The 15,762-nt window shown below is 64.0% G+C and carries 16 protein-coding genes and 2 tRNA genes; 8 read left to right on the top strand and 10 right to left on the bottom strand.

Annotated elements, in window-relative coordinates:
- Positions 1 to 69: 69 nt before the first annotated feature.
- The 3 genes from CXR03_RS11815 to CXR03_RS18460 form a co-directional block, all read right to left on the bottom strand.
- Positions 70 to 145 (bottom strand) — tRNA-His (locus CXR03_RS11815).
- Positions 146 to 287: 142 nt separating this feature from the next.
- Positions 288 to 890, bottom strand: a complete 603-nt coding sequence (orn, locus tag CXR03_RS11810) for an oligoribonuclease (protein WP_104053884.1) — start codon at positions 888 to 890, stop codon at positions 288 to 290.
- A gap of 75 nt (positions 891 to 965) precedes the next feature.
- The gene (locus CXR03_RS18460; protein WP_219816228.1) at positions 966 to 2,297 is read right to left on the bottom strand and encodes a hypothetical protein; all 1,332 of its coding nucleotides are present in this window, start codon (positions 2,295 to 2,297) and stop codon (positions 966 to 968) included.
- A gap of 337 nt (positions 2,298 to 2,634) precedes the next feature.
- On the opposite strand from CXR03_RS18460, the gene mptB reads away from it, so the two are divergent.
- Positions 2,635 to 4,173, top strand: coding sequence for a polyprenol phosphomannose-dependent alpha 1,6 mannosyltransferase MptB (gene mptB, locus CXR03_RS11800; protein ID WP_181034566.1), 1,539 nt, complete (start codon positions 2,635 to 2,637; stop codon positions 4,171 to 4,173).
- Here the strand turns inward: mptB and CXR03_RS11795 are convergent.
- A complete protein-coding gene (locus CXR03_RS11795) occupies positions 4,136 to 5,407 on the bottom strand; it encodes a glycosyltransferase family 87 protein (protein WP_104103918.1) in 1,272 nt (423 codons plus the stop codon). The genes mptB and CXR03_RS11795 overlap by 38 nt on opposite strands.
- A 117-nt stretch (positions 5,408 to 5,524) precedes the next feature.
- Here CXR03_RS11795 and CXR03_RS11790 point away from each other — a divergent pair, with 117 nt between their 5' ends.
- Positions 5,525 to 5,941, top strand: coding sequence for a DUF3224 domain-containing protein (locus CXR03_RS11790; protein WP_104103917.1), 417 nt, complete (start codon positions 5,525 to 5,527; stop codon positions 5,939 to 5,941).
- Here the strand turns inward: CXR03_RS11790 and CXR03_RS11785 are convergent.
- The 5 genes from CXR03_RS11785 to CXR03_RS11765 all read right to left on the bottom strand — a co-directional run bounded on the left by CXR03_RS11785 (position 5,938) and on the right by CXR03_RS11765 (position 9,813).
- On the bottom strand, positions 5,938 to 6,687 hold the full coding sequence (locus tag CXR03_RS11785) for a M50 family metallopeptidase (protein ID WP_258073609.1): 750 nt from the start codon (positions 6,685 to 6,687) through the stop codon (positions 5,938 to 5,940). The genes CXR03_RS11790 and CXR03_RS11785 overlap by 4 nt on opposite strands.
- The gene (locus tag CXR03_RS11780) at positions 6,687 to 7,520 is read right to left on the bottom strand and encodes an anti-sigma factor (protein ID WP_104103916.1); all 834 of its coding nucleotides are present in this window, start codon (positions 7,518 to 7,520) and stop codon (positions 6,687 to 6,689) included. The genes CXR03_RS11785 and CXR03_RS11780 overlap by 1 nt, the downstream gene beginning before the upstream one ends.
- On the bottom strand, positions 7,501 to 8,073 hold the full coding sequence (locus CXR03_RS11775) for an RNA polymerase sigma factor (protein ID WP_104103915.1): 573 nt from the start codon (positions 8,071 to 8,073) through the stop codon (positions 7,501 to 7,503). Before CXR03_RS11775 ends, CXR03_RS11780 begins: the two co-directional genes overlap by 20 nt.
- Before the next feature lie 80 nt (positions 8,074 to 8,153).
- The gene (locus tag CXR03_RS11770; protein ID WP_104103914.1) at positions 8,154 to 8,834 is read right to left on the bottom strand and encodes a class F sortase; all 681 of its coding nucleotides are present in this window, start codon (positions 8,832 to 8,834) and stop codon (positions 8,154 to 8,156) included.
- Between the two features lie 157 nt (positions 8,835 to 8,991).
- Entirely contained in the window at positions 8,992 to 9,813 is an 822-nt protein-coding gene (locus CXR03_RS11765) for a DUF4397 domain-containing protein (protein ID WP_104103913.1), read from the bottom strand.
- Positions 9,814 to 10,004: 191 nt separating this feature from the next.
- Here CXR03_RS11765 and CXR03_RS11760 point away from each other — a divergent pair.
- The 4 genes from CXR03_RS11760 (at position 10,005) to ettA (ending at position 13,382) form a co-directional block, all read left to right on the top strand.
- A tRNA-Arg gene (locus tag CXR03_RS11760) sits at positions 10,005 to 10,077 on the top strand.
- A gap of 358 nt (positions 10,078 to 10,435) precedes the next feature.
- The gene (locus CXR03_RS11755; RefSeq protein ID WP_181034565.1) at positions 10,436 to 11,032 is read left to right on the top strand and encodes a single-stranded DNA-binding protein; all 597 of its coding nucleotides are present in this window, start codon (positions 10,436 to 10,438) and stop codon (positions 11,030 to 11,032) included.
- A gap of 50 nt (positions 11,033 to 11,082) precedes the next feature.
- Positions 11,083 to 11,574 carry a hypothetical protein gene (locus tag CXR03_RS18635; RefSeq protein ID WP_258073608.1) on the top strand — a complete coding sequence of 164 codons (492 nt, stop codon included), beginning with the start codon at positions 11,083 to 11,085 and terminating at the stop codon, positions 11,572 to 11,574.
- A 125-nt stretch (positions 11,575 to 11,699) separates the two neighbouring features.
- Entirely contained in the window at positions 11,700 to 13,382 is a 1,683-nt protein-coding gene (gene ettA, locus CXR03_RS11745) for an energy-dependent translational throttle protein EttA (protein WP_104053893.1), read from the top strand.
- A gap of 136 nt (positions 13,383 to 13,518) precedes the next feature.
- Here ettA and CXR03_RS11740 read toward each other — a convergent pair whose 3' ends face one another.
- Positions 13,519 to 14,403, bottom strand: a complete 885-nt coding sequence (locus CXR03_RS11740; protein WP_104103911.1) for an acyl-CoA thioesterase II — start codon at positions 14,401 to 14,403, stop codon at positions 13,519 to 13,521.
- Positions 14,404 to 14,558: 155 nt separating this feature from the next.
- Between CXR03_RS11740 and CXR03_RS11735 the strand changes: the two genes are divergently transcribed.
- A complete protein-coding gene (locus CXR03_RS11735; protein ID WP_104103910.1) occupies positions 14,559 to 15,074 on the top strand; it encodes a thioesterase family protein in 516 nt (171 codons plus the stop codon).
- Positions 15,071 to 15,757 (top strand): hypothetical protein, encoded by a 687-nt coding sequence (locus CXR03_RS11730; RefSeq protein ID WP_104103909.1) that lies wholly within the window; start codon positions 15,071 to 15,073, stop codon positions 15,755 to 15,757. The genes CXR03_RS11735 and CXR03_RS11730 overlap by 4 nt, the downstream gene beginning before the upstream one ends.
- Positions 15,758 to 15,762: the final 5 nt, after the last annotated feature.

The raw sequence follows: 15,762 nt of genomic DNA, 5'->3' as shown, positions 1-15,762 counted from the left end.
TTCAAACACAACAAAGGCCGCCCCGATGAACCGGGACGGCCTCTGTGAAACTGATCCTGCCAGTCTCCTTGGGGTGAGTAACGGGGGTTGAACCCGCGACCTCCTGGACCACAACCAGGCGCTCTGCCAACTGAGCTATACCCACCATGTGCCTCGGATAACATATTCGCAAAATCCAGGCGAGTGGTTTTTGCGAACTCATTTATCTGAGGCAGCGGAATTAAGCTTACACGGTTTTTGGGGTGGTCCTGACCAACTGGCACCTAAGACCCCAAAATGTGACCGAGCTAACTCTTGATGCCCTCGGCAATCTTCTTCGCCGTCGCCGAATCCGGGCCCGGAGCCGGCACAAAAACGGCCTCGCGGTAGTACCGGAGTTCGTTGATGGAATCCACGATGTCGCCCAGCGCACGGTGGTTCCCGGTTTTCGCCGGTGCCTGGAAGTAGGCGCGCGGGTACCAGCGGCGGGCGAGTTCCTTGATGGTGGAAACGTCGATGATCCGGTAGTGCAGGTAGTCAATGACTTCCGGCATGTCCCGGGCCAGGAACATCTTGTCGGTTCCCACGGAATTTCCGGCCAGCTGGGCCTTCTTGGGCTCCGGCACCCACTTGGTGATGTACTCGATGACCTGGGCCTCGGCCTCGGCCATGGTCATCCCGTTGGGCAGCTCGTCCAGGAGCTTGGAGGTGGTGTGCATGTTCCGCACAAAGTCACCCATCTGCGCCAACGCGGCGTCATCGGGGCGGATGACCACATCCACTCCGTCACCCAGGATGTTCAGCTCGGAGTCCGTCACCAAGACCGCAACCTCAATGAGGGCGTCATTCTTGATGTCCAGGCCGGTCATTTCACAGTCAATCCAAACAATGCGTTCATTAGTTATTGGCACACAACCAATGTACCGCGCTGCCCGCGGGTGCCTGCCCGAAACAACCGCTTCGTACCGCTCAGGACTCCGTCCTGTTCAGAGGCTTGAATGGCTCCGCTGGCGGCGGTCCGCAGACTCCGGCTGGGAGGGCACGACGGCGGCCGCTGCTGCGTCATACTGCTGGATCGGCAGCTGGCCGGTTTCAGGCGGACCGAAGGTGCGCGTCCAGCGGCTGTCTCCGGCGCCGATCTTGTCTGCTGTGTCAGCTTTGTCTGCCCTGGTGGATTCTGCAGGTTCGGACGACGCTGAGGACGCTGACGACGCTGAGGACGCTGACGACGCTGAGGACGCTGACGACGCTGAGGACGCCGAGGATTTGGCGGATTTGGCGGATACGGCGGTTTTGAGTGTCTGGGCGGGTTTGGGTGTCTCGGCGGAGTCAGGAGTCTGCGCGGGCTTTGCGGCCTCAGGCGCCGGGGCGGGGGTCGAAGCCTCAGCCCGCCGCCGTGCCTTTCTGCTTCCAGCCTTTGCCTGTCCGATATCGATTCCCAGCAGTTCATGTCCTGCGGGCGCCAGAGGGACGCCGGGGCCGGTTGCAGCACTCGTTTTCGTTCCCGGGGCTCCCGGGGCAGGCCGCGCAGAAGGACGGCTGTTTCCCGCGGCGGGCTTGCGGGCGAAAACCGAAACCACCGGCAAGACCCCCGTGGTGGGATCCGCCGCGCGCATTTCCTTGCGGGTGATCGGAGGTTTCGGGTCCGTCCCGGAGGCGGGCCCGGTTGGTGCGGGCCCCGAGACTATCGCTGCCGGTGCCGGTGCCGGTGCCGGTGCCGGGACCGGGATTGCCGGTGTTGAGGTGCGCAGCGCCGGGGCGGGTGATATTGAGGGCGCCGGCACTGAGGTTGCCGGTGCTGAAGGGTTCGGGCGCTCTGGGCCGGCCTGACCCGCCGCGTCATGCACCGCAGGGGAATCCGAGGAAAACTGCCAGACGGCAGTGAAGGACAACAGCAGCAGGAAGGCAACGGCTCCGGTAACGCGCCAATCAATCTCGGCCCACGTCATCGCTCCGACAGCCGTGACGGCCAGGAAGACGCCCCAAAGGAGCAGGTCGTGGTTTTTCCGCCGTACGCTGCCCGGGAGTGCGGTTGGCAGGGATGCCGGCGTTGACTGTGCGGCACCCGAAGCCGGCTCAACGGCGGCAGCCGTACCGACGGCAGATATGACGGCAGATACGGCGGCGGATCCCTCCCGGGACTCCAAGGACTCCTGGGTCTTCTGTCCTGACTCCCGGGGCTTTCGCCGGGACTCCCTGCGGGGACGCAGCCCCGCAGCCTCAGGTGCCGCACCACCCGATACATCCGGTTTCGGGCTGTCAGCAAGCTGCGGCCCTCCGGGTTTATGCTGCCCGCGGACCTGCTGTCGCGTGTCCACGTGCTGCTTATCTCCAGTGTCTGCCCGGTGGCGCCCCACAGCCTGTACCGCCTTGCCTTGTTGTTTCAACGGTTTTCAGTCTATGTGACGTACTGCGCATCCGTAGGATCCTCCTCCGGCGCGTCCGTGCATCCCGGCTTTGTACACCCTGCGGTGCTAATATCTTGGCTACTGACGGTCTTTGCCGCGGTGCGTTTGTCGCGTGTACCGCGGTGCCGCCGGCCGCGCTGGTTTACTGCTGGTGAGTGCTCCCATGAAGTCCGGCTTCGCCGTGATGCCAGGCATGCGCCGCTGCCGTTGGGCAAACTGTACGAACCCAAAGATTGGAACCACGCAGATGACCGCCCAGGTCCCCGCGACCGAGCCTTCGTCTCCCGGCCCGGAGCTAGCGAAAGCCAACCACCCCAATGTTGCGATCATCCAGGGCCTCATCGGTTCCCTCATGATGCTCGTGGGCTCGCTCGGCGTTGGATGGCTGTCTCTGGCCTCGTACGACCTCCGCCGCAACCCCGTGATCATGTGGCTCCGCTTTGAGCCGGAGGGTGCAGTGCTCTCCGTCTTCCTGCTGGCCCTGGGCGGAATGCTTTTGGTCCGCTCCTGGCTGCGGCTGGGCCAGCGCATCACCTCGTGGGGTCCCGAGAGCCGTCCGGTGGTTTTGAAGGCCACCATCGCCTGGGCTGCACCCATGTGCGTGGCTCTTCCGCTTTTCAGCCGCGACGTGTTCGCTTACATCGCCCAGGGCCTGGTGATGGTCAGCGGACTGGACCCGTACAAAGACGGCTACTCCCAGATCTCCAACTATGTGCAGATTGGTGCCGATGACCTGTGGGCCCAGAGCCCCACTCCCTACGGTCCGATTTTCCTCTGGCTGGAGGAACTCGTGGTCCGGGCCACCGGCGGCCAGCCGGAATACTCCATTCTGCTGTTCCGGCTCATCTCCCTGATCGGCGTGGCGCTGTGCGTGTATTACGTGCCGAAGCTTGCGGAACTGCACAACATCAACCCCAACCGTGCACTGTGGCTGACCACCGCAAACCCGCTGTTCCTGACCACGTTCATCGCCAGCATCCACAACGATGCGCTGATGATCGGTCTGGCCCTGGCAGGCCTCTACCTTGCCGCTACCAAGCACGCCATTCCCGGCATTCTCCTCATTACGCTCTCCGTGGGGATTAAGCCGATCACACTGATCCTGCTGCCCTTTGTGGGCCTCATGTGGGCAGGCAAAGGTGCATCCTGGCCGCGCAAGTTCCTCTACTGGTTTATGACCGCGGGAATGTCCCTGGGCCTGCTGTGGATCCTGGGCATCATCAACGGTCTCGGCTTCGGCTGGGTGAGTGCACTGAGCACGCCGGGCAGCGTCTGGATCTGGTACGCGCCGGTTGGCTTCCTCGGCATGCTTGTTGCCACTCTGGGCAATGCCCTGGGCCTGCCGGGCTGGACCTTTGGCGACATTGTTCACACCCTGGGCCGCGTGGCCTCGGTGCTCATCGTGTTCTGGCAGATGTTCGTGGGGGAGTACAGCAGGCTGGTGCGCCGGCTCGCCCTGGCGTTTGCCGCCGTCGTTATGCTCGCACCGATGATTCAGTCCTGGTACGTGGTGTGGCTGATTCCGCTGTTTGCCGTGACCGGCATCCGGAACGACTGGCAGGTTAAGACCCTGTATCTGCTGGTCTCGTTCTTCATGGTGTACGCGATCAGCGACCAGTTGGATATCTGGCCGTATTTCGACTTCAGCCTCAGCGCCGCCCGCCAGATTGCTGCCGTCATAGCACTGGGCTTCGCGCTCTACCTGATCTTCCTGGATCCCAAGACCAAGGTCCTGTTCCGGAAGAAGCTTACGGAGCCGTCTCCGGGCGAACTTCGGGTGCGCTGAGCGGACGGCTGCTGCCTGCCTTCGTCAACCGGACAATCCGGACCAGCGACCAGCCGAAGAGCACCATCAGCGCAATGTTGCGGATGGTCAGCAGCAGGGCAACCCCAATGTTCAGATCGTTGTAGAGCTCGGCGTAGAACATCGGATACACCAGGGTGGTCAGGGAAGCGATGGCCAGCATGAGGCCCGCCGGGACCCGCCAGCTCCGGCCCTCCCAGGCCACACCAACGGCCACCACGGCGCCCAGCCACAGCATGAACTGGGGCGAACCCACTTTATTGAACACAATGAATGCCGCCACCAGGGCCAGCGAACCGGCAATGAGGAGCTGGCCGGCATCGGCGCCCCGCCGCAGTGCCCAGATCAGCAGGACGACGACGGCGATCGCCGCCGCCGCGAGCAGCGGCGTCATCAGCGCGGCCACCGGCTCGCCGAGGGCACCGCGCACTTCGCGGGTGTTGATGATCTTGTCCTCGAAGATGTAGGCACCGGAATCGCCGCCGAGGATGGCCTGCCACAGGCCCGGAGTGGTGAAGGGCGCCTCCATCTGCATGCCGCGTGCACCCTGGGCGCCCACAAAGGACAGCAGGTGACGGATGCCGCCGCCGGCGATGACAATCCCGGCCATCACGGCGGATACCGCTGCCCCGGTGGCCACCACTGTCAGGCGGCGGCGCGAGGCGACCAGCACCGCGAGGATCACGGCAGCGGGCCAGACCTTCATCCAGGTGGCCACGGCAAGCAGCGACGAGGCAACTACGGGGCGGCTCGCCAGCAGCAGCAGGCCCATAATCACCAGAGGGGCCGTGAGACCGTCCACCCGGCCCACCGCAACCGGACCCAGCAGCCCGGTAACCACCAGCCACCAGTAGGAGGCCGCATATCGGGACGGGGTTCCCGGCTTGCTGATGACGGCCACGGCTGCCGCGTTCAGAGCCGTGAAGATGGCGAACCAGACCAGCTGATACGCTCCCCAGCCGAAAACTGCGGAGACAAGCATCGGCAGGAGTGCCCCGATCGGATACACCCAGTCCGTGCTGATGCCCTGCCAGGTCCCTTCATTGATTCCTTCAAAGGCCCACAGCCGGTAGAGATTGATGTCGCTGAGGACGCCGCCGGAGAAGATCAGGGAGGACAATGCGGCAAAAAAGACCAGGTGGACAATAGTGAAGCAAATCCATAACGATTTCCGGCGCATGAAGCGCTCCTGCAGAGAGGTCTTTTTCTGCGGCATTCCGGGTGATTCTCCTTAGGTGATGCAGGTGCCGTGCCGTGATCAGGCACAGCGATAAGGGTACCGGCGGCCGCGCCGCGGCATGCAATCCATTGCCGGACACGGGATACTGGACGCATGACCGACGGAACAGAACAGGTAATAACGGCCGATTTTGATGTCTCGCAGTGGGAGCCCACGCCCTATCAGGTGGAAGGAACCAACAGCGAACTCTCGACGGTCCGCGCGGTAAAGATCTTCGAGGGGGACATTGTGGGGACCAGTGTTGCCGACCTCCTTATGGCCGGAAACGCCGTGGGGGCCGGTTACGTTTGTTCCGAGGTTTTCGCCGGCACGATCGCCGGACGTGAAGGCACCATGGTGATCCAGCACTGGGGCGTTGCTGAGGGTACAGCCACGGCCAGCTCCGGACATATCATTCCCGGCTCCGGGACTGACGGGCTGGCCGGAATCGCCGGAAAAGCCATTTTCACCCAGGAACCCGACGGCCAGCACCGGCTGGAACTGCGCATTACGCTCCCCGAAGACGTTTAGCCGGCCACCGGGCGGAACCACCACAGGGCAGCAACCACCGACACCGCGATGACCGCGGCGAAGGCAGCAAGCCAGAACGCGGACGGGACGCCGGTGCGCTGGTACAGGATGAAGGCGTCCGAGCTCTGCAGGGAACGCCGTCGCCGGGTGTGGACGCTGAGCACGTTGAACCAGTCGCGCACCGCACCTGCCAGCAGGGCGAGGCCCGTGCCCAGGGTGACGTATGAGACGGCATTGGGCGAGGCAAACCACACCAGCAGCACTGAAACAGTGGTGCAGCCCAGGGCAATGAGCAGACCCTGCGCATTGCGGATGAACAGCAGGCCCGCCAGCAGAACCAGCGCACCGGCGGACAGGGCAAATCCGGCCCAGCCGTTAAACGCCGCCCAGACCAGCAATGCACCCACGACGGCGGGTACGGGATAACCCCAGAAGCCGGTCCAGGCAGCGGCGAAGCGGCTGCGGCCCATGCTGCGCATTTGGCCTGAGTGGTCGAACCGGAGCTGGATGCCCTTAACCAGTTGTCCGGTCATCAGGGCGGCGAAGGCATGCCCCAGTTCATGGACAAACGTGACGAAAAGACCAAACCACCGCCACACCGGCCGGGGCACGGTCAGCAGGGCCGCCGCAGCAGCAATGAGCAGCAGGACAGGCAACGGGAGCTCCAGCGGAGCTCCGCGGGAAAAGCCGTCCGCCACCTTCGAAAACCACGTGCTGATGATGGAGCCGGCGGTTCCTGCGTCCACTAAAGATCCAGTTGCCCGCGCAGGATGGAATCACCGGAGTGCGCAGGATCGCCGTCATACGGCTCGTCTGAAATGTCCACGACGGGATACTTGCTGAGGTCAAGATCCTGCGGCAGCACAAAGTGTCCTTCGGTGCCGTCCATGGTTCCAAGGCTCACCATCGACGTCGCGTCAGGGGCGAGCAGCCACACCTCCCGGTAGCCCTGGGCTGCATCGCTGCTGGAGGTCACCACAAGTTCCCGCTTGCCGTCCGGAAGCTCGTCCACGACGGCGCGGCCCGTGTCCGAGTACGAGGCCAGCGGGGACAGCTCCACCGAGGCGATGGCAACGGGTTCCGGATTGGAATCAAGCGCTCCCAGCGCGCCCCAGGTTCCTGCGGCCGCCACGACGACGGCGGCTGCCGCGGCTGCCAGCCACGGCCCGGTGCGCCGGCGCCGGCGGCGGACTGCGTCAAGGTAGGCCACTGGCGAACCGGATCCGGTAGAAGCGGTGGATGAAGGCGTGTTGGCTGAAGTCACCGTAGAGGCGGGAGCTGACAGCGGGTCCGGCCTCAGCTCTTCATCCAGATTCAGCTCGCGGTGGATGCTCTCCCACACCGCGGAGTCCGGTGCCTGCAGCGTGAAGACCTGTCCGGTTCCGTCTGTTGTTCCGGCGGTTGACGCGTCGTCATCCTCGTTTGCTGTGCCGGCCAGGCGGGCGGCGGACACCACACGGCGGAAAGAACCCAGATCCGCGCTGCAGCGCGGACAGGCCTCAAGATGGGCACGCTCCTCGTCAGTGGCTTCTTCACCCAGGGCCAGGAGGGTGAGCGCGTCATCGTGCAGGTGCTGCATCACTGACCTCCAATCTTTGCCTCAACTGGACGAGACTTCGGCGTATATGACTCTTAACGGTTCCCAGCGGCATTTCGAGCCGGTCGGCGATCTGCTGGTGGGTCAGGTCCGCATGGAAAGCCAGCCGGAGGATGGAACCCTGCGGCTCTCCCAGCCGGTCCAGTTCCGCTTCGATGACCACCTTGTCGGCAACACGGTCGGGGTTTCCGGTTCCGTCGTCGTCCTCCTCCCGGTGCTGGGCGGCAGCCAGTTCCCGCAGGTTCTCTTCGCGTGCCCGCGAGGTGCCCATGCCGGCCGCAACATTGCGGGTAATGCCAACCAGCCAGGCCACGAGGCTTGACCGCTGAGGGGAGTAGCTGTCCCGGTACTTCCAGGCCCGAATGAAAACTTCCTGCACCACATCATCCGCTGCTGCGGAATCGGAGAGGCGCCGCAGGGCCAGCGAACGGATCAGGGGTGCAAACCGCCGGTAGGCTTCAGCGAGCGCGCTCTGATTGCCGGAAGCGAAGGCTTGGTCGAGGCCTGCATCCTCCTCCGGGGAACCAAGTGGCATCGGGTGCGGACTCCTGATCTCGGGAAGCCGGTCCTCTGCGGTGCGGCCGTCCGGCCCGCCCCGAGGATCGGCAGTTTTCCCTATGATACCGGTGCCGCGGTCAAGACCACGTTATCTTCGTAGTCGTCCTCCGCTTCGAGCCATTTGCCGCCGCAGGTGACCAGTTTCAACCGGGGTTCTCCGGTGCGGTCGAACAGCCGGTGGCCGTCCAGGCTTCGCTTGGCGATGTTTTCCACCTTCTCGGTGGCGTACCGCTGCACGGAACCGTCCTCGCGGGTAACAGTGACGATGGTGCCGGGGGCAACGTTCTTGAGTCCGGCGATCGGCAGCTGCTCGGTGCGGGAGTCGACGTGCGCTGCGAGCACGCTGGAACCCGCATCTGCTCCCGGGGCGGGACCATACTGATACCAGCCGGCCTGATAGTGGTTGTCGGGAAGAGTCATGGCGCCGTTGTCCTCTACGCCCACGGGAATCACTTCCAGGCTGATTCCCGTTCCCTCGACTTCGACCCGCACCGGCGCCGGGATGCTGACGCTGGTTTCCGGAGTTGCCGGACGGATGGGGATGCTTGACGGCGCAGGAACCGGAGGAGCGGGGCTGGCAGGCTCCGCTGCAGCGGACATTGAAGGAGAGCTGACAGCCGCCGGGGAATTCTCCGCCGGCTGCTCTGCCGGGCTTCCGCAGGCAGAGGTTCCTGCGGCCAGCGCGGCAAGGAGAGCGGCACTGGCCCAAAATTTGCGGCCGGCGGCGGTGCGGGGCATAGGAAGAACTTCCAATCCAGAAGGTGTAAACGATATGTAGCCGGGAAAGGCCAATGAAGGCGGACGCCGGCGGCCGGAGATTGGTCCGGCCGCCGGCTGCGGATCTCAGCCGCCGCCCACCCGGCGTGCCTTGCGGCACGGGGGATGGACGGAACAGCTAGCTGCGGGCTGCTGATGCGGAGTGCTTGCGGCGTGCCACTGCTGCTGCGCCCACCAGGAGCATCATTGCGACGCCGGCACCTGCGGCCAGAGCGCCGCCGTTGCCCTCATCGGAGGAGGCCAGCGCCCCGGGAACTGCGTTCGGGGCAGATTCCATGCCGTGGATGGTCTGGGTGGCCAGAGCAAGGTTGCCGTCCTCCAGCGAACCCCATGCGTACACGAAGGTGTGGGTGCCTTCGGCCAGCGTCAGATCTGCCGGGCCGATAACGGGATCGGTGGTTCCCGCTGCAGCCACGGATGCGGAGATGGTTCCGGCATCAACGGTAAGGGACTTCTCATTTGGGTTTTCCAGCCCGGTGATCACCGGGGTTCCGTTGGCGAGCACATCCACGGCAGGTGCTGCTGCGTCGTGGCGCACGGTCAGGTCCGCCTTGCCCGGCTCGACCGTGGAGAGGTCATTAGTGTAGAAGTTTGCCGTCGGCTTACCGGTTGCATCAAGGTTGGCCACGGCGGTGTAGTTTCCGCCCGCAGCCATTTCCACCGTCACCGGACCGATAATCGGTGCCGAAGCATCGGCGGCGTCGGGGGCGGTAATGGCCAGGTCGTAACTGCCGCCGGGCAGGTCAAGCGGTCCGGCAAGGGTGCCGGGGGTGAAGTCGTCGAGGGTCAGTGCACCGTTGACATACACATCCACCGTCGTGTCGGGTATCGCGTGCAGAACCGAGAGCTGAGCCGTGTCTGCTGCTGCGGCCGGGGTCATAAAACCAACTGCGGCAGTCAAGCCTGCGGCTGCTGCAAGGGCGGTGACGGTCTTACGCATGATCTCTCCTGGGGGTCGCATCTCCGCCGGCAGCGAAGAATTTTATGTTGCTTACATCTCCTCTACTTCCGGGGCCGGGGGTTTGGATGCAAATTTCTGAAAAGTTTTTTTCCAGGATCCCGGGACTCGCCGGAGCCGGCCGGCCACCCCGTGGCCGAGCCCCTGCCGCTGCGTAGTATTATCGTCAGGTCGCCTCCGTAGCTCAGGGGATAGAGCAGGAGCCTTCTAATCTCTTGGTCGCAGGTTCGAATCCTGCCGGGGGCACAGTTTCTGCAGCTGAGAACTTCTGCAGCTGTCTGTCAGTAGTTGAGTTTGTGATGTGTTCCGTGGTGCCGAAACGGCTCACGGGTCTCCGGTACATTCCGGGAGATCCCGTTAGCGTTTCGGCACCATTGCTTTAAGCGGTTTGGCCGGCCTGGTTGTATGCCGGTGTTCCCTCCACATAGCCCCGTTGGCGGGGCCCCATCCACAAAAGGGGTGATTGCCGCCTGTTGTTGCATCGTACGAAGAAGAATTTGCCTGAGCGGCCCCGAAGCGGCCGGCCATGACTTCGCAGCGACCCCAGATGATCTGGTTGCCCGAGCGAAGGATTCGGACTATCCACAGACAGGCAGGGAACAACATGAGCGACACCATCACAGTCCGGGGATACGTTGCCACGGACGTTCGAAGCACCACTGCGGACAGCGGACTCGCGATTGCGGGGTTCCGCATGTGCACCACGGAACGGCGCTATGACAGGGATACGGGAAGTTGGGCTGACGGCCAAACGAACTGGTTCTCCGTTTCCCTCTTCCGCCAGTTGGCCACCAATGCTGCATTCAGCGTTCACAAAGGGGATCGGGTCATTGTCACCGGCAGGCTGAAGGTCCGGCAATGGGTCTCTGATGATGGAAGGAGCGGCACCTCCGTAGACATTGACGCTGAGAGCGTCGGACATGACCTCATGTGGGGTACGGCCAATTACCGCCGAAATGTCCAGGACCGGGCCGTGGGCGGGGTTGGGGCTGAGGGAAGTGAAGGTTCTGCCGGCGAGGACGGCAGTACCGATGACGGCACCGATGACCTTCCCGCAGATCTGGACCTGGACACGGGTGAACTGGTCGGAACCGGGTCCGACGGGACTTCGGGGGACGGATCGGAGAACAATCCACGGGATCCCTTCGCGTTGTCGGAGAGCGGATTGCCGGATGCAGCGTTGTCCAAAACGAAGCGCTGAACGGGAGCTGCAGCGGCGCGTGGGGTGCAGGGGCGTGGCAGAATAGGCGAATGATTCGCGTTCACCGCAGCAGCAGGCTCTCCGGGGTTACTCTTTCTCTGCTTTTGATTGGCTCCGCAGGCCTGCTTGCTCCGGCGGCCGCGCCGGCATCGCCTGCGGGATCCCTGCAAAACAGCACCGCCGCCCAGGCGGTGACTCCCATTCAGGGGGCAGCCGTCCTGCCGGACGCGAAAACCCTGCTTCCAATGGCAGCAGAGCGGACCCCGGAAAGCCTGACGAAGGCGCTTGAAGCGCTCGCCGCCGAATCGCCCACTCCAGACCGTGCCATGATCCGAAAGGCATTCACGGAGGCCGGGTTCCCCGGTGATTCAGTGGAAGTTTCGCTGGATATTACCCCTACCGGTCTGGCCGTCGATTCCATTCGCGGAGCGGCGGCAGTGGATGGATCCTGTCTCTTCGGAGAGGTGCGGCAAGGCGCAGTCTCGGTCAGTGTTCTGCCCGTGCTGGACAGTGGGTACTGCTTCGTGGGCGACCAGCGCTAAGTCTCCTCCGGGAGGGGCCGCCGGGCTGCCTTCGGGAAATGAGCCTGTTGGGCGACCGGCTGTCGATAGTTATGCGTCAAAGGCCAAATGGCACTATTCCGGCCTGACCCACTAGCCTTGAACCTATGGCGGAATTTATCTACACGATGACCAAGGCCCGCAAGGCCGTTGGCGACAAAGTTATCCTCGACGACGTAAGCATGTCCTTCTACCCCGGTGCCAAGATCGGCGTGGTGGGTCCCAACGGTGCGGGTAAGTCCACCATCCTCAAGATCATGGCCGGACTGGACACCCCCTCCAACGGTGAAGCACGGCTCAGCGCCGGCTACACCGTGGGCATCCTGCTCCAGGAACCACCCCTGAATGAGGAAAAGACCGTACTCGGCAACGTCCAGGAGGGCGTTGGCGAGATTTATGCCAAGATCCAGCGCTTCAACGAGATCTCTGAGGCAATGGCCGAGCCCGACGCAGACTTCGACAGTCTGCTTGAAGAAATGGGCAAGCTGCAGGAAGCCATTGACGCTGCCGACGCCTGGGACATTGATTCCCAGCTCGAACAGGCCATGGACGCGCTGCGGTGCCCGCCGGCCGATGCCGATGTCACCCTGCTCTCCGGTGGTGAGCGCCGCCGTGTTGCACTGTGCAAGCTGCTGCTGCAGAAGCCGGACCTGCTGCTTCTCGATGAGCCCACTAACCACCTTGACGCTGAGAGCGTGCTGTGGCTTGAGCAGCACCTCTCCGCCTACCACGGCGCCGTCCTGGCCGTGACCCACGACCGGTACTTCCTGGACCACGTTGCCCAGTGGATCGCCGAAGTGGACCGCGGACACCTCTACCCGTACGAGGGCAACTACTCCACCTACTTGGAGAAGAAGCGCGCCCGCCTCGAAGTCCAGGGCAAGAAGGACCAGAAACTGGCCAAGCGCCTCACCGAGGAACTGGACTGGGTCCGTTCCAATGCCAAGGGACGCCAGACCAAGTCCAAGGCCCGTCTGGCCCGGTACGAGGAGATGGCTGCCGAAGCGGACCGCACCCGCAAACTGGACTTCGAAGAAATTCAGATTCCGCCGGGCCCGCGCCTGGGCTCGCTGGTGCTGGAAGCCAAGAACCTGGAGAAGGGTTACGGCGACCGCAAGCTCATCGACGGCCTGTCCTTCTCGCTGCCGCGCAACGGCATCGTCGGCGTGATCGGCCCCAACGGTGTTGGTAAGTCCACGCTGTTCAAGACCATCGTTGGCCTTGAAGAGCTCGACGGCGGTGAGCTCAAGATCGGTGATTCCGTCAAGATTTCCTATGTGGACCAGTCCCGCGGCGGCATCGACCCCGAGAAGAGCCTGTGGGAGGTAGTCTCCGATGGCCATGACTGGATCCAGGTCGGCCAGGTGGAAATGCCTTCCCGTGCCTACGTCTCCGCGTTCGGCTTCAAGGGCCCGGATCAGCAGAAGAAGGCCGGTGTGCTCTCCGGTGGCGAGCGGAACCGCCTGAACCTGGCCATGACCCTGAAGCAGGGAGGAAACCTTCTCCTGCTTGATGAGCCCACTAACGACCTGGACGTGGAAACCCTCTCCAGTCTCGAAAACGCGCTGCTGGAATTCCCCGGCTGTGCAGTGGTTGTCTCGCACGACCGGTGGTTCCTGGACCGCGTGTCCACCCACATCCTGGCCTATGAAGGCACTGAGGAGAACCCGGCGAACTGGTACTGGTTCGAGGGTAACTTCGAAGCCTACGAGCAGAACAAGATCGAGCGTCTGGGCCCCGATGCAGCCAAGCCGCACCGCGTGACCCACCGCCGTCTGACCCGCGACTAGTACAGCGGCCGGACAGGCGCCGGCGGCAGCCGCCGAAACCAAAAGAACCCGCCCCGTACAAACGGGGCGGGTTCCTTTTTTTAACCGGGTTCCTTCCAAAGCGCGCTAGGCGGCCAGAACGCGGCTTACGTCAGCGTTACGGCTGTTCCGGAATGCGGATCATGCCTTCCTGCGCGACAGTGGCTACGAGCTCACCGGCCCGGTTGAAAATCCTGCCGCTGGCCAGTCCGCGGGCTCCGGAGGCACTCGGCGATTCCTGGACATAGAGCAGCCAGTCGTCCACCCGCAGCGGGCGGTGCCACCACATGGCGTGGTCCAGGCTGGCCACGGACATGCCGCGGGCGGACCAGGCCAGGCCGTGCCGGCGCAGAACCGACTCCAGCAGCGTGTAGTCGCTGGCATAGGCCAGGGCCGCACGGTGCAGGTTCTGATCATCGGGCATCGGGCCGAAGGTCTTCATCCACACGGCGTTGCGGGCCACCTTCTCCGGTCCGGCTTCGAAGTACACGGGCTTTTCCACGTGCCGAATGTCCATCGGCCGCTCGTGGGACCAAGCCTTGGCTACGGGATGATCGATGCCCTGAAGCAGCTCGGCGGTGGTCGGCAGCGACTCCGGCTCCGGAACTCCGTCCGGCATCTCTACCTGGTGGTCCAGACCCTCGCCCGGCTCCTGGAATGAGGAAATCATGGATAGGATGGGGGCGCCGTTCTGGTACGCATGCGTCCGCCGGGCCGAGAAGGACCGGCCGTCACGCAACCGCTGCACACCGAAGGTAATGGGGATATCCGTGTCTCCGGGCCGCAGGAAGTAGCCGTGCATCGAATGCATCAGGCGTCCGGGCTCCACGGTCAGTGCGGCCGCCACGAGCGACTGTCCGAGCACCTGCCCGCCAAACACCCTTTTCCGCGGTTCCTGCTGTGATTGGCCCACAAAGATGTCTTCATCTGTTTGCGCGCCGTCGGCAGGGCTGAGGTTAAGCAGGCTCAGCAGGGAAGCGGTGGGATCGACGGTGTCGGCCATGGGTGGTTGGTCTCCTTGGACAAAAATAAAATATGCACGGGTGAGAGCTCCGGAAAAATCGCGGAGGCCCCCTTCGAGATTAGACGCACCGTCCGGCCACACCCAAGCCGGAGCAGGAATGCGCAGGTGTCCGCAGCGTTTGAGAGGATGGGGTCATGCCTATGAACCGCTTTCCCATCCAGCTGCGCTTCGGCGACGAGGATTCCAACGGACACGTGAACAACGTGCGTTTTGTCCAGTTCCTGGAAGAGGCACGGGTACGCCTGAGTCTCCTGCCGCTTGGTGAGGAACTTAGCCCGGCCGAACCCGCCGCAACCTTCCGATCAGTGACCTCCCGAACCGGGATGACGCTGGTGGCACGTCAGGAAATCGAATACCGAGCCCCCATGGTGTACCGGCAGGAGCCCGTATGGGTAGAGGTCTGGGTGACCGGAGTCGGCGGTTCCAGCCTCACGTACGGCTTCCGCATCGCCGACGACGACGGCACGGTCTACGCCCTCGCTGAATGCACACTGGTGATGGCTGACGCGGAAACCGGCCGTCCCACAGCCCTGTCCGATCTGCAGATCCGGGTGTTGGAGAGCTGGCGCGGGGACCCCGTGCCCTTCCGGGGGAGCAGGCCGGCCAACGCCGGCAACGGGATGTCCGCGTCCGCCGGAGCAACCCGATGACCGCGCCCTCGTCACTGCCGGCAGCCACTGAACTGGTCCTCGCAGACCCCCAGGTCACAGCCGATCTGAGGACATTCGTCGTGCGCGCCAGGGCAGCAGAGGACGGCGCCGTGCGGCTTCAAGCAGTGGGATCCGTGCTGGCTGCCTATGTTTGCGTTCTCCGGCCGCGTGCACTGGGAGAGGACACACCCACCGTCCTTGGGATGCGGACGATGCCGCTCGCTGCCGAGGCACGGCTTGATACTGCCGTATCCCTGGCCTCAGTCGCGGACCGGCTGGCCCGAATGGGGGAGACCGAGACGGTACTGCCGGTGCCGCCCATGACGGTTACGGAAAGCTGGACCGGTGTCGGGGCGCCGCGCAGCGGATGGGAGCGCAGCGACGATATTCCGTTCAAGGCGTTGGAACAGGCCGCGCACCGCGGCATCAGGGAAGTTGCTGCACTGGTTCCCGCCAGCTCGGGAGCGCCGGTGGTCCAGACTGCACGCGGTGCGGTCTGGGGACAGCAACTGCCGGACGTTTCCGCGCCCATCCCGGCCGGTGCGGCGTTCGCTGCGCTGACGCTGGGCTTCTTACCCGCCGGGTCGGACGGGGCCGCAGCCGTGTTCCGCTGCGGCCGCTGGATCCGGCTGAGCATGCCCCGGGGCCACGTGCTGATCCGATCGGCAGCGGTCCTGGCCTAAGTACG

Source organism: Arthrobacter sp. 08Y14 (genome assembly GCF_002929455.1).
In the GTDB taxonomy this organism is placed as follows: domain Bacteria; phylum Actinomycetota; class Actinomycetes; order Actinomycetales; family Micrococcaceae; genus Arthrobacter_B; species Arthrobacter_B sunyaminii.
Note: the sequence above shows the minus strand (reverse complement) of the source record. Positions and strands in the feature narration are given on the sequence as shown.